The sequence below is a fragment of the Streptomyces sp. NBC_00989 genome (genome assembly GCF_045162655.1).
Lineage (GTDB): Bacteria > Actinomycetota > Actinomycetes > Streptomycetales > Streptomycetaceae > Streptomyces.
On record NZ_CP108728.1, the window covers coordinates 8310115 to 8323732 of the forward strand.

Genomic DNA, 13618 nt, shown 5'->3' on the forward strand with positions numbered 1-13618 from the left:
GCCCGCAATGCAAACTTTTGAACTGACTGGTCAGTGCAAAAACTAACCCGAACCTTCGATCGAAGCAAAAGCGCAGGTCAGAACGGATTGTCAGTGCCATACCTCACGATGGGCACATACGGCACTACCTGACTGGGCGTGCCGTCACACGACGACAGGAGGTTCGTCATGGCCCATCCGTCCGCAGCCGCCGCCCGTCGGCGCCGCGCCGCCGGCCCTGCCCCCTCACTGACCGGCCCGGCGAGCGACGTACACCCCGTGCTCCGCCGGGCCACGGCACCGCCCGCCGCCCTCGACCTCCTCGCCCAGGCCCGTGCGGGACTGGACGAGGCAGCCGTCCTCGAAACGTCGAACGAGCGCTACGCGACAGCCCACTTGGCCGCCCTGCGCACCGCCGCCGCGGTGCTCGCCGCGCGGGTCCAGCCGGAACCCACGGCCCGGCGTCGCGGCCGTATCCGCAGTGCCTGGGAAGTCCTCCCCGAGATCGCGCCCGAACTCACCGAGTGGAGCGCCCTGTTCGCCTCCGGTGCCCGGCGCCGCGCGCGGGCCGAGGCGGGCATCCAGGGCGCGGCGACCCGCCGGGACGCCGACGACCTCATACGCGACGTGGCGATGTTCCTGCGCCTGGTCGAGCGCATGCTCGTCCTCCAGCCGGTACTGCCCCAGCCACGCCAGGACCCGGAGCGGCCGGGGGACCGCGCGGGGTGAGCACCCGATGTTCGCCGCGCGAGACACATGACCAGGTACGGCACCGGAGGCAATAGGGTGGAGGGCGCCTGAAGCCTTCCCTCCGCCCGCACCCGGGCCGGGGAGGCAGCCCGTTCGCTCCGCCGTGCACAGGCGGTGCCGCGCCGAGGAGTCAACTGCCGTGTCGGACCCGAGCCGCCCCCGCGCCTCCCTCCGTACCGCCGTGGTCTGGGACGTCCTTCAGGACGCCCTCGACCGCCGGGGCAAGGCCACGGGTCGGGACGCGCTGGACGTCCTCGACACCGGAGGCGGCAGCGGCAACTTCGCGGTGCCCGTCGCCCGCCTCGGTCACCGCGTCACCGTCGTCGACCCCAGCCCGAACGCGCTGTTCGCGCTGGAGCGCCGCGCCGCCGAGGCCGGTGTCGCCGACCGCGTGCAGGGCGTCCAGGGCGACGCGCACGGCCTCTTCGACGTGGTCGGGCGCGGCGGCTACGACGCGGTGCTCTGCCACGGCGTCCTGGAGTACGTGGACGACCCCGCCGAGGGCGTCCGCACGGTGGTGGCCGCGCTGCGCCCCGAGGGTGTCCTCAGCCTGCTCGCCGCAGGACTCGGCGGTGCCGTGCTCGCGCGCGCCCTCGCCGGCCACTTCAAGGAGGCGAGGCAGGCCCTCGACGACCCGAACGGCCGCTGGGGCGCCGCCGACCCCGTCCCGCACCGTTTCACCGCCGAGCAGCTCGCCGCGTTCGTCGAGGGCGCGGGGCTCGACGTCGGCGCCGTGCACGGGGTGCGGGTCTTCGCCGACCTGGTTCCCGGAGTGCTCGTGGACACCGAGCCCGGCGCCCTGGACGCGCTGCTGAAGCTGGAGGCGGCGGCGGCCGAGCTCCCGGCGTTCCACTCCGTGGCCACGCAGCTTCATGTGCTCGGCGAGACGCGGGGTGCCCGCGAGGCGTGAGTGGCCTCCCGTGCCGGACCCCTGATCAGCGGCTCGACAGCACATGGAGTACGCCACAGGCCCCCCGATCGCGGGCCCGGCGCCGTATGATCGAGGGAGACCGCCCGGCATGACGGGACGGCCGCTGGGGAATGGAAGATTCAGCGAGCCGGAACGGCCATGACGGATTCCGGTTGGTCAATTGGCGTAGAGGGGCGGGTTTCACGGGGGCGATTCCCTGCCTATCCTGAAGGGACCCCCCGGGTCGCCCCGGCGACTGCACGATGAGGAGGACTCCGTGCCGCTCTCGGAGCACGAGCAGCGAATGCTCGAGCAGATGGAGCGAGCGCTGTACGCCGAAGATCCCAAGTTCGCGACAGCGCTTGAGGGAAGCGGGCTGCGCACGTACACCCGGCGACGGGTCTACCAGGCGGTGGCCGGCTTCCTCGTAGGTATTGCGCTCCTCATGGCAGGAATGGTCGCACAGCAGATTTGGGTCAGCGTGGTGGGATTCCTCGTCATGCTGGGCTGTGCGGTACTCGCCGTGACCGGCTGGCGCAAGGCTCCCAAGCCTGGCGAACAGCCCGCCGCAGGCGCACCGCACGCCCGCCGTCAGGGACGGCAGCGGCGCTCGGTGATGGATCGCATCGAGCAGCGCTGGCAGCGCCGCCGCGACGAACAACAGGGCGGCCAGTAGCAGTACCTGGCCCCGCAGCACACGCGGCGCTCCTCGGACACGAGTGAGGGGGTGACCACCGGACCGGTGGTCACCCCCTCCCGTATGCCCTGCGGGGCTCGCGGGCCGTGCCCCTAGCCCTGCTGTCCGGACGGCTTGCGCAGGGTCGGCCGCAGCGCCGCCGCCCGTGTCGTCACCGACGTCCACCAGGCCGACAGCGCCCACACCACCCGGACGGTCGAGCGCGGGGCGACCAGTGCGCGCAGCCGCGTGGCGCGGCCGGCCGGGTCCTGGAACCCGACGACAACCCGCCGGACGTCCTTCGCGAGCCCCGCCGCCAGCTGCGGCCGAGGCGCGTACAGAACCTGCTCCACGGCGTCCGCCACGCGGTGCACCGAGGCGGCGGCCGCCGGATCGAGATGCCCGAGTCCCACGATCCGCGCCGCCGCCTTGCGCGGGGTCAGCGACTCGTCCGGCGAGATCCCGAAGTCCCAGGCGGTATCGGTCAGTTCCTCCCACACCGCCAGCGTGTGGACGGCCGCGTCCGCATCGGTACGGCCGTGCGCGCCCAGCCGTACCGAGCGCATCCGGGTCCGCCACAGCATCGGCGCGAACGGGATCGTCAGCAGCAGGAGCGCGCCCAGGCCCAGTGCCACCAGCTGCGCGTACCACCAGGGACCCTGGTGGTCACCGCCCCCCACGACCGCCGGGGCCTGGCTCGTGCAGCCCTCCAGCTTCCGCTGCTGGGCCGTGCAGCTCTCGCTCGCCGAGGGGGCCGCGGAGGGCGCCGTGCTCGTCGAGGTCGAGGGGAGCGCCGGGTCCGGGACGTCGCTGCCGGGCGTGGTCGACTGGGTGTACGACGGCACCGAGCCCCGGTTGGGGGTCGGCTCGAAGCGGGTCCAGCCCACGCCCTCGAAGTACAGCTCGGGCCAGGCGTGCGCGTCCTTCAGGCCCACCGACACCGAGCCGTTCGCCTCCTGGGTGCCCGGTGCGAAGCCCACCGCGACGCGCGCCGGGATGCCCAGGGTGCGGGCCATCGCCGCCATCGCGAAGGAGAAGTGGACGCAGAAACCCTGCTTGTCCTTCAGGAACTTGGCGATCGCGTCGCGGCCGGTGCCGACGTCCACCCGGGTGTCGTACTGGAAGCCGCCGGTCACCGCGAAGTAGTCCTGGAGCTTGACCGCCTGCTCGTAGTGATTGGCCGAGCCCGCGGTGACCTTGCGGGCGGTCTCGGCCACCACCGCCGGCAGCGACTTCGGCACCTTCGTGTACTGGTTCCGCAGACTCGCCGACGGTGCCGGCGCCGTGGCCAGCTGCTCCGCGGTCGGCTGTACGGCCAGGCTGGTGACCTCGTAGGTCACCCCGCGGGTGTTCTGCCCGTGATCGCCCACGACCGTCATGCCCACGGGCTCGTAGCGCCAACTGCCGTCGATGCTCACGCCGCTGGGCGGGTACGGCATCGGCAGCCAGTCCTGGGCGTACCAGTCCGCGGCGGAGATCCGGGTCTTGATCTCCGCGCGCTTGATGTCGGCGCCGAGACCGGTCGGCGTGGGGAACGGGTTCGGCACGCCCTGGATGTGCCGCTGGGACGGCTTCCAGGTGGTGCCGTCGAAGTCGTCCAGGGACACGATCCGCAGATACATGTCCGAGATGTCGTTCGTGTTGGTGCGCACGGACAGGACCTGGCGGTTCTCGTCCACGTTCAGGCTGTCGCGCAGCGAGACCAGCGGGTTCACCGCGGAAATCGTGCCGCCGCCCCCGTTGCCCGAACCCACGCCGGTTCCGGCGGCGTCCAGCAGGCCGCCCGAGATGGTGGGCAGCGGCAGCAGGGCGATGGCCATCGCGACCGCGCCGATCCGCCGCCCGGTGCGGACCGGGGCGAGCGGCCCCGAGGACTCCGAGCCGGGGCCGGTGCGGGGCGCCCCGCCGAAGACCCGGCCCCACTGGGCGAGCCGGTCCCGGCCCTCGGCCAGCAGCAGCGTCAGATAGCCGGCGGCGGCGAGCAGGAACCACAGCCAACTGACACTGCTCTCGGACAGCCCGGCGGCGACCGAGTACAGCGCGAGCAGCGGCAGCCCCGCCGGGGCCGCGCTGCGGAAGGTGACCGCGAGCGTGTCCACCGCGAGGCCGATCACCAGGACACCGCCGATGAGCATCAGTCGGATGCCGTCGTGCAGCGGTGCCGGGATCGCGTACCGGGAGACGTCGTCCGAGCCCTGCTGCAGCAGGTCGGCGAAGTGCTGGAAGGCCTCGGGGCCCGGGACGAACCCGGCGAGGGCCTGCGCGTGCGCGAAGACCAGGGTCAGCATCAGCAGGGTGACCAGGGCCTGCGCCGCGACGGTCAGCGGCCGGGCCAGCGGCACCCGCCGGGTCGCCGCACCCACGCCGGTCTGGATCGCCAGCATGAAGGCGGCCTGGACGATCCAGGTCGCCGGGGAGACCAGGGGCAGCATCGCGCAGGACGCCAGCAGTGTGGCCACCCAGGCGCAGATCGCCAGTCGTGCGCGCCCGCTCATGCCCATCCCTCCCCGAGGCCGGTCGCGGTGATGCCGTTGCGCTCCCGGTCGGCCTGTTGCCACAGATCGGTCAGTGAGGCGCCGCGCGGCACGCCCACGGCGGTCCAGCCCGCGTCGCGCAGCATCCGCAGCCGCTCGTCCGGCTCGTCCCCGGCAGCGGGGACATCGGTCGACTCACGCACCCAGCCCTCGCTGTCCAGCACGAAGGCGAGGGCACCCCCGCTGCGCTGCCGCATCCGGGCGACCACCGCCGCCTGCTCCTCGTCGAGGTCGCCGAAGAAGGCCACCAGCAGCCCTTCGTTCCCGCTGCGCAGGACGTCGTAGGCCCGGGACAGGCCCGAGCCGTCCGAGTGGTCGATCACCGCGAGGGTGTCCATCATCAGCCCGGCCGCGTCCGCCGACTCCTGGCTCGCGCCCGCGAACCCGTCGGCGTCCTGGCCGGGCACCGAGTTGCCGGTGTCGCTCAACAGCCGTACGGAGAAGCCCCGTTCCAGCATGTGCACCAGGACGGAGGCGGCGCCCGAGACGGCCCACTCGAAGGCAGAGTCCGGGCCCTGGCCCGCGAAGGCGATGCCCCGGGTGTCGAGCAGGACCGTGCAGCGGGCGCGCTGCGGCTGCTCCTCGCGGCGCACCATCAGCTCGCCGTAGCGCGCGGTGGAACGCCAGTGCACGCGGCGCAGATCGTCGCCGTAGCGATAACCGCGCGGGATCACGTCGTCCTCGCCCGCCAGGGCCAGCGAGCGGTTGCGGCCGTCGCCGTAGCCCTTGGCCTCGCCGCTGAGGCGGACCGGGGGGAGGGCCTCCACGCGCGGGATGACGGTGAGGGTGTCGAAGGTCGAGAAGGAGCGGGTCAGTTCGCACATCCCGAAGGGGTCCGTCAGGCGCAGTTGCAGCGGGCCCAGGGGGTAGCGGCCGCGCAGGTCGGAGCGGACCCGGTAGGACACCTCGCGCCGGCCGCCCGCCTCGACCCGGTCCAGGACGAAGCGGGGGCGCGGACCGAGCACGTACGGCACCCGGTCCTGGAGCATCAGCAGGCCCGTGGGCAGCCGCGAGACGTTGTCCATCCGCAGATGGACGCGGGCCTCGCTGCCGGCGGGCACGCGCGCGGGGGAGAGCCGGCGGCTGCCGGCCACCCGGTAGCGGGTGCGGTAGAGCACGGTCGCGCAGACCAGGGGCAGCACGGCCAGCAGCAGCCCGACCCGGAGCAGATCGCTCTGCCCCAGGACGTACGCGCAGACCGCGGCGGCGATACCGGCGGCCAGGAAGGAGCGTCCACGGGTCGTCAGCCCGGCCAGGGCCGTACGGACACCGCCCTTCTCGTCCCGGTCGGTCTCCGCCTCCCCGGTGGTCATCACAGCCTCCGGGGCGGCTGCTGGCCGTACGCCCCGAGACCCAGGCCGCTCTGCGGGGCCGGCGCCGCGGGCACGGGGGTGCGCTGGAGGATCTCCTGGACGACCTGCTCCGCCGTACGACGGTTCAGCTGGGCCTGCGCGGTGGGCAGCAGGCGGTGCGCCAGGACGGCGACCGCGAGTGCCTGGATGTCGTCCGGCAGCGCGTACTCACGGCCGCTCAGGGCGGCGGAGGCCTTCGCCGCGCGCAGCAGGTGCAGCGTCGCGCGCGGGGAGGCGCCGAGTCTGAGGTCGGCGTGGTTGCGCGTGGCCGAGACCAGGTCCACCGCGTACCTGCGCACCGGGTCGGCGACATGGACGCCGCGGACCGCCTCGACCAGCTTGACGATGTCGTGCGCGTGGGCCACGGGCTGGAGGTCGTCCAGCGGGCTCGCCCCGCCGTGGATGTCCAGCATCTGCAGCTCGGCCTCCGCGCTGGGATAGCCGATGGAGACCCGGGCCATGAAACGGTCGCGCTGCGCCTCGGGCAGCGGATAGGTGCCCTCCATCTCGACCGGGTTCTGCGTGGCGACCACCATGAAGGGGCTGGGCAGCTCGTAGGTCTGGCCGTCGATGGTGACCTGCCGCTCCTCCATGGACTCCAGGAGTGCGGACTGGGTCTTCGGCGAGGCGCGGTTGATCTCGTCGCCGATCACGATCTGGGCGAAGATGGCGCCCGGTTTGAACTCGAAGTCCCGCTGCTGCTGGTCCCAGATGGACACACCGGTGATGTCCGAGGGCAGCAGGTCGGGCGTGAACTGGATTCGCCGCACCGAACAGTCGATCGACCGCGCCAGCGCCTTGGCCAGCATTGTCTTGCCCACACCCGGAACGTCCTCGATCAGAAGATGTCCCTCGGCGAGCAGCACGGTCAGCGAAAGCCGTACGACCTCGGGCTTGCCCTCGATCACTCCTTCCACCGAACTGCGGACTCGCTCCACAGTGGCGGTCAGATCTGTAAGGCTCGCTCGATCGTCATAGGTCGTCACCCGGCCCTCCTCGGCCCGTTCTTTCCATGGGCCGACGCCTGTGATGCGGACCGGCCCACCCCGAAACACGGACACCACGCGGAAAAAGTTCCGCGCGACGCCACACCCGCATTCTTGTTGCCGTTACCGGTTCGTGTCACTCGCCTGTGGACAACTGCCTTCGCTTTGTCGGGTCTTACGACCTTTTGGGCGGTCCGAGGCGTGAGTTCTCGGGGCGGGCGGGTGCGTCAGGCCGGGTCGATCTCGCGCAGCAGACCCGACTTCACGTCGAACACGAAGCCGCGCACATCATCAGTGTGCAGCAGGAACGGCGAGGTCCGCACACGCTGCATGGACTGCCGTACGTCCTGCTCGACGTCCCGGAAGGCCTCCACCGCCCAGGCGGGGCGCTGGCCGACCTCCATCTCCAGGTCGTGCCGGAACTCCTCGGTGAGGGACTCCAAGCCGCAGCCGGTGTGGTGGATGAGAACGACGCTGCGGGTGCCGAGCGCCCGCTGGCTGATGGTGAGGGAGCGGATCACGTCGTCGGTGACCACACCGCCCGCGTTGCGGATCGTGTGGCAGTCGCCGAGCTGGAGGCCGAGCGCCTTGTGCAGGTCGAGGCGGGCGTCCATGCAGGCCACGACGGCCACCTGGAGGACGGGGTGGGCGTCCATCCCGGGATCGGTGAAGGCGGCGGCGTACTGCGCGTTGGCCTCGACGAGGCGGTCCGTCACGGTCCCGCCGTCGGCTATGGCGCCTTCGGAGTCTGTGGGTACGGATGCGGAGGTCGTCATATCCATGACGGTACTGGTCACCGGCGGTGCGGTCTTGGTGCGGGATGGGAAAAAGAGCGTCATTGCGTCCTCTTGTGAGGTAACCCACACGGGTGGCGGGGGTGCACCCGTCCGGGTGATTCTTCCCGTTTTGTGGCTTCGCACGCGCCCCGGCCCGCGACGCGCAGGCCGGTTGATTGACCGCGAGACAGCGTGGACTAAAGTTGCGCGAAGCGGGAGGCGAGGCTCTCCCTGCTGGACTTTTCCCGGAGACCCCGGCGACTTTCCGGAGTCTCCCCACGTGCGCGGCGCGTACGTACGGCTCGGCCTCCTCCCGCTCCCGGTCGGCTGACGCTTTCGGCGCCGGCAGGCTTCCCCTTCACCCGCGGGCGGGGACCCGGCGGTGCGTAGGGTCCGTGCCGGATCTGAGAGGGCCCCTTGAGCCAGAGTCGACACGTCCCGGTGATGCTCCAGCGGTGCCTGGACATGTTGGCCCCCGCACTGGAGCGGCCGGGAGCGGTGGTCGTCGACTGCACGCTCGGCCTCGGCGGGCACAGCGAGGCCCTGCTGAACCGGTTCCCCGAGGCCCGTCTCGTCGCCCTCGACCGCGACAAGGAGGCCCTGCGCCTCTCCGGTGAGCGCCTCGCCCCCTTCGGCGAGCGCGCCACCCTCGTGCACGCGGTCTACGACGAGTTGCCCGACGTACTGGAGCGGCTCGGCCTCGCGCGCGTGGAGGGCGTCCTGTTCGACCTCGGCGTCTCCTCCATGCAACTCGACGAGGCCGACCGCGGCTTCGCCTACGCCCAGGACGCCCCCCTCGACATGCGCATGGACCAGACGACCGGCATCAGCGCCGCCGAGGTCCTCAACACCTACGCGCCCGGCGAACTCGTCCGCATCCTGCGGGCGTACGGCGAGGAGAAGCAGGCCAAGCGAATCGTCTCCGCGGTCGTCCGCGAGCGCGGCAAGGAGCCGTTCAGTAACAGCGCGCGGCTCGTCGAGCTGATCCGCGACTCGCTGCCGCAGGCCGCCAAGCGCACCGGCGGCAACCCGGCCAAGCGCACCTTCCAGGCGCTGCGCATCGAGGTCAACGGCGAACTGTCCGTCCTGGAGAGCGCGATCCCCGCCGCCGTGAAGTCCCTTGCCGTGGGCGGCCGGATCGCCGTCCTGTCGTACCACTCGCTCGAAGACCGCCTGGTCAAGCAGGTGTTCGCGGCCGGCGCCGCCAACACCGCGCCTCCTGGGCTGCCGGTCGTGCCCGAGCGGTACCAGCCCCGGCTCAAGCTCCTGACGCGCGGTGCCGAACTTCCCACCGAGGAAGAGGTCGCCGAGAACCGACGAGCGGCACCCGCGCGGCTGCGGGGGGCTGAGCGCATCAGGGAGGACGCCGAGTGAGCAGGAAACCCGAGCTGAGGGGCAGGGCCGCCCGACTCGCGCGGCTCTTCCCGACCGGGCCCGCACAGACAGGCGGGATCCAGGCGGCCCGCACCCCGTTCGTCCTCCTCGTCGTGCTTCTCCTCGGCGGCGGCCTGATCGGACTGCTCGTGCTGAACTCCGCGCTCAGCGAAGGGCAGTTCAAGCTGGACGACCTCCAGAAGCAGACGAAGAGCCTCACCGACGAGGAACAGGCCCTCCAGCGGGACGTCGACGCCTACTCCGCCCCCGACGCCCTCCAGCGCCGCGCCCACGAACTGGGCATGGTGCCCGGCGGGGACCCCGCCTTCCTCGACCCGAACGGCACCGTGAAGGGTGTCCCGGAGCAGGCCGCCGCGAAGACCGTGACCACACCGGCGGTCCTCGCCCCCGAAGCACTCGTCAGCAGGCCGAGCCCGAGCCCGAGTTCGAGCCCCACGGCCGTCGCGCCGGCGCCGGCCCCCGCGGCCACCCCCGTCGCGACCCGGCCCGTACAGCCCGCGCAGACCTCTGCAACCAAGACCTCCACAGCGCAGTCATCCACAGCACAGTCCTCCACCCCGACAACACCCGGCAGGTGACGGAAGTGTCCGACAGGGAACCGCCGCGCCGCCGAGTGCCAGGACCGGCCAGGCCCGAACGCCCGGAGGGCGGTAACGCCGCCCGGCGCCGCCCCGGTCCCGGCGCCCGTCCGGCCCGCCGCCCGGCATCACCTCCTCCCGCGGCGCGCCCGGCGGGCTCGCGCTCCCTCCGCCTCGGCAGCCCCCGCCCCCGGCTGCGCATGATCAGCCTCGCGCTGACCCTCGTCCTGATCGCGTTCGTCGTACGACTGCTCCAGGTGCAGGCCGTCGACGCGAGCGCGTACGCCGCCAAGGCCGCGCAGAACCGGTACGTCGACTACGTCCTGGCCGCCGAGCGCGGCGAGATCACCGACCGCTCCGGGGTGGCGCTGGCGACCAGCGTGGACGCGTACACGATCACCGCCGACCCGACGCTGTTCACCCGCAAGCAGCTGAAGATCGACGACGGGCCCGAACAGGCGGCCGCCCTCCTCGCCCCGATCCTCGGCGTGGACCAGGCCTCCCTCGTCAAGAAGCTCAGGCCCGCCAACAAGAACCTGCGCTACGTAGTGCTCGCCAACCGCCAGACCCCGCAGGTCTGGAAGCAGATCAAGGACCTGAAGAGCGCGCTGAACACCAAGGCCTCGACCGACCCGACCACGGTCAACGTCCTGGCCGGTGTCCTCGCCGTCCCCACCACCAAGCGCGTGTACCCGAACGGCGATCTCGCCGCCGGAATACTGGGCTGGGTCAACGCCGACGGCAAGGGCGGCGGCGGGGTCGAGCAGCAGCTGAACAAGGACCTCACCGGCAAGGACGGCAAGGTCCGTTACGCCCAGTCCGGTGGTCTCCAGGTGCCCACCGCGGGCTCCACGGAGACGCCCGCGGTGCCCGGCTCCGACGTGGAACTGACGATCGACCGCGACATCCAGTGGGCCGCGCAGAACGCCATCACCGAGCAGGTGAAGAAGTCCAAGGCGGACCGCGGGTACGTGATAGTGCAGGACACCCGCACCGGCGAGATCCTCGCCATGGCCAACGCGCCCGGCTTCGACCCGAACGACCTCTCGCAGGCCAGCGCCGCGTCCCTGGGCAACGCGGCCGTCCAGGACGCCTACGAGCCCGGTTCCACCGCCAAGGTCATGACGATGGCCGCCGTACTCCAGGAGAACGCGGCCACCCCGCTGACGCATGTCGTCGTGCCGAACCGGCTGCACCGCGGCGACCGGCTCTTCCAGGACGACGTGGACCACGCGACCTGGAGCCTCACCCTCAACGGCGTGCTCGCCAAGTCCAGCAACATCGGCACCATCGAGGCGGCCGGCCAGCTCGGCAAGACCCAGCCCGAGGCCAACCAGGTCCTGTACTCGTATCTGCGCAAGTTCGGCATCGGCAGCTACAGCGGGCTCAATTTTCCCGGCGAGACGAAGGGCATCCTCGCGCCCGCCGACAAGTGGTCGACCTCGCAGCAGTACACGATTCCTTTCGGCCAGGGCATGTCCCTCAACGCGCTCCAGGCGGCCTCCGTCTACTCGACGGTCGCCAACGGCGGAGTCCGCGTCGAACCCACCCTGGTGCGCGGCACGAAGGGGCCCGACGGCCGCTTCACGCCCGCGGCGACGCCCAAGAAGACCCGGGTCATCAGTGCGAAGACGGCGAAGACCCTCGCCCAGATGCTGGAGTCCGTGGTGGACGACGAGCAGGGCACCGGCGGTAAGGCCGCGATTCCGGGGTACCGGGTCGCGGGCAAGACCGGCACCGCCAACCGCGTGGATCCGGCCACCGGCAAGTACAAGGGCTACACCTCGTCGTTCGCCGGGTTCGCGCCCGCCGACAACCCCCGCGTCACCGTCTACTGCGCGATCCAGAACGCCACCAGCGGAAGCTACTTCGGCGGTCAGATCTGCGGACCGATCTACAAGCAGGTGATGGAGTTCGCCCTCAAGACCCTCCAGGTCCCGCCCACCGGGGCGAAGGCCGCGAATCTGCCCGTGACCTTCACGCCCTGATCAGCGCAACAGCCAGGAACCGATCCGTGACCATGATCACCTCCCAGTCCGGGAACCAGGGCCAGCAGGACAGCAGGCCCGGCCCCTCGCTTCGCCCCGGGGCGGGTGCGCCCGGTACGCTCACCGCCGTGCCACCCGCCGACCACTCCCAAACCCCCCAGAAGGGCGCATCCGTGACCTACCCGGGGCCGCCCAGGCCGGCGCAGCTCTCCGCCACACCCCTCGCGGAACTCGCCGACCAACTGGGCGCCACCGTGCCGACCACGACGGCCGAGGTCAGGGGCATCACCCATGACTCGCGCGCCGTCCGCCCCGGCGACCTGTACGCCGCGCTGCCCGGCGCCCGTCTGCACGGCGCCGACTTCGTCACCCAGGCGGCCGGCCTCGGCGCCGTCGCCGTCCTGACGGACCCGGCCGGCGCCGACCGCGCCGCGGCAACGGGCCTGCCCGTACTGGTCGTTGACGACCCGCGCAGGCAGATGGGCGAGCTGGCGGCGACCATCTACGGTCACCCCGGCCGCGATCTGCTCCAGATCGGCATCACCGGAACGTCCGGCAAGACGACGACCGCCTACCTCGTGGAGGGCGGCCTGAAAACGGTCCGGTCCACCGGTCTGATCGGCACGGTCGAGATGCGCATCGGCGACGAGCGCATCAAGTCGGAGCGCACGACCCCCGAAGCCACCGATCTCCAGGCCCTGTTCGCGGTCATGCTGGAGCGCGGGGTCGACGCGGTCGCGATGGAGGTCTCCAGTCACGCGCTGGTCCTCGGCCGGGTCGACGCCTGCATCTTCGACATCGCGGTCTTCACCAACCTCAGCCCGGAACACATGGAGTTCCACACGGGCATGGAGGACTACTTCCAGGCCAAGGCGCAGCTGTTCACACCGCTGCGCAGCCGGCAGGGAGTGGTCAACCTCGACGACGCGTACGGCCGCAGGCTCGCCACCGAGGCCACGGTCCCCGTGGTCACCTACTCCGCCGAGGGCCACCCGGACGCCGACTGGCGCGCCCAGGACGTCGAAGTCGGCCCGATGGACTCGACGTTCACCGCGGTCGGCCCCAAGGGCGAGCTGATCACCGCTCGTTCGCCGCTCGCCGGCTCCTTCAACGTGGCCAACACCCTCGCCGCGATCGCGGCCCTGGCCACCGCGGGCCTCGACCCGCAGCTCGCCGCCGACGGCATCGCCGCGGTGCCGGGAGTGCCGGGGCGCCTGGAGCGCGTGGACGCCGGGCAGCCGTATCTCGCGGTCGTCGACTACGCCCACAAGACGGACGCCGTCGAATCGGTCCTGCGCGCGCTGCGCAAGGTCACCGAGGGCAAGCTGCACGTCGTGCTCGGCTGCGGCGGCGACCGGGACAAGACCAAGCGCGAGCCGATGGGCGCCGCGGTCGCCCGGCTCGCCGACACCGCCGTACTGACATCGGACAACCCCCGCTCCGAGGACCCCCTCGCGATCCTCGCGGCCATGCTCCAGGGCGCCGCGTCGGTGCCCGCGCACGAGCGCGGCGAGGTCCAGGTCTTCGAGGACCGGGCCGCCGCCATCGCGGCCGCCGTCGCCCGCGCACAGCCGGGGGACACCGTGCTGGTCGCGGGCAAGGGCCACGAGCAGGGCCAGGACATCGCCGGAGTGGTCCGTCCCTTCGACGACCGCCAGGTGCTTCGCGAAGCTATCCAGAAGACCCAGGGATGA

At 71.9% G+C, this 13618-nt stretch carries 11 protein-coding genes; 7 read left to right on the forward strand and 4 right to left on the reverse strand.

The features are described from left to right. The first annotated feature begins 168 nt into the window (after positions 1 to 168). From OG714_RS37175 to OG714_RS37185, 3 genes are all read left to right on the forward strand, one after another. On the forward strand, positions 169 to 708 hold the full coding sequence (locus tag OG714_RS37175; protein ID WP_019062337.1) for an SAV_6107 family HEPN domain-containing protein: 540 nt from the start codon (positions 169 to 171) through the stop codon (positions 706 to 708). Positions 709 to 868: 160 nt separating this feature from the next. Further along, the gene (locus OG714_RS37180) at positions 869 to 1639 is read left to right on the forward strand and encodes a methyltransferase (RefSeq protein ID WP_406127695.1); all 771 of its coding nucleotides are present in this window, start codon (positions 869 to 871) and stop codon (positions 1637 to 1639) included. A gap of 277 nt (positions 1640 to 1916) precedes the next feature. After that, a complete protein-coding gene (locus OG714_RS37185) occupies positions 1917 to 2315 on the forward strand; it encodes a DUF3040 domain-containing protein (RefSeq protein WP_328831962.1) in 399 nt (132 codons plus the stop codon). 113 nt (positions 2316 to 2428) lie between these two features. Here OG714_RS37185 and OG714_RS37190 read toward each other — a convergent pair whose 3' ends face one another. From OG714_RS37190 to OG714_RS37205, 4 genes are all read right to left on the reverse strand, one after another. Then, complete coding sequence (locus OG714_RS37190; RefSeq protein WP_406127697.1) at positions 2429 to 4810, reverse strand: DUF3488 and DUF4129 domain-containing transglutaminase family protein; 2382 nt, start codon at positions 4808 to 4810, stop codon at positions 2429 to 2431. Beyond that, positions 4807 to 6162 carry a DUF58 domain-containing protein gene (locus OG714_RS37195; protein ID WP_406127699.1) on the reverse strand — a complete coding sequence of 452 codons (1356 nt, stop codon included), beginning with the start codon at positions 6160 to 6162 and terminating at the stop codon, positions 4807 to 4809. Before OG714_RS37195 ends, OG714_RS37190 begins: the two co-directional genes overlap by 4 nt. Further along, on the reverse strand, positions 6162 to 7187 hold the full coding sequence (locus OG714_RS37200) for an AAA family ATPase (protein WP_406127701.1): 1026 nt from the start codon (positions 7185 to 7187) through the stop codon (positions 6162 to 6164). The genes OG714_RS37195 and OG714_RS37200 overlap by 1 nt, the downstream gene beginning before the upstream one ends. 227 nt (positions 7188 to 7414) lie before the next feature. Next, positions 7415 to 7963, reverse strand: coding sequence for a beta-class carbonic anhydrase (locus OG714_RS37205; protein ID WP_406127702.1), 549 nt, complete (start codon positions 7961 to 7963; stop codon positions 7415 to 7417). Positions 7964 to 8380: 417 nt separating this feature from the next. On the opposite strand from OG714_RS37205, the gene rsmH reads away from it, so the two are divergent. From rsmH to OG714_RS37225, 4 genes are all read left to right on the forward strand, one after another. Beyond that, a complete protein-coding gene (gene rsmH, locus OG714_RS37210; protein ID WP_406127704.1) occupies positions 8381 to 9337 on the forward strand; it encodes a 16S rRNA (cytosine(1402)-N(4))-methyltransferase RsmH in 957 nt (318 codons plus the stop codon). Further along, positions 9334 to 9936 carry a septum formation initiator family protein gene (locus OG714_RS37215; RefSeq protein WP_406127706.1) on the forward strand — a complete coding sequence of 201 codons (603 nt, stop codon included), beginning with the start codon at positions 9334 to 9336 and terminating at the stop codon, positions 9934 to 9936. The genes rsmH and OG714_RS37215 overlap by 4 nt, the downstream gene beginning before the upstream one ends. A 5-nt stretch (positions 9937 to 9941) precedes the next feature. Continuing rightward, positions 9942 to 11924, forward strand: coding sequence for a peptidoglycan D,D-transpeptidase FtsI family protein (locus OG714_RS37220; protein WP_406127707.1), 1983 nt, complete (start codon positions 9942 to 9944; stop codon positions 11922 to 11924). A 173-nt stretch (positions 11925 to 12097) separates the two neighbouring features. After that, positions 12098 to 13618, forward strand: a complete 1521-nt coding sequence (locus OG714_RS37225; RefSeq protein ID WP_406132087.1) for a UDP-N-acetylmuramoyl-L-alanyl-D-glutamate--2,6-diaminopimelate ligase — start codon at positions 12098 to 12100, stop codon at positions 13616 to 13618.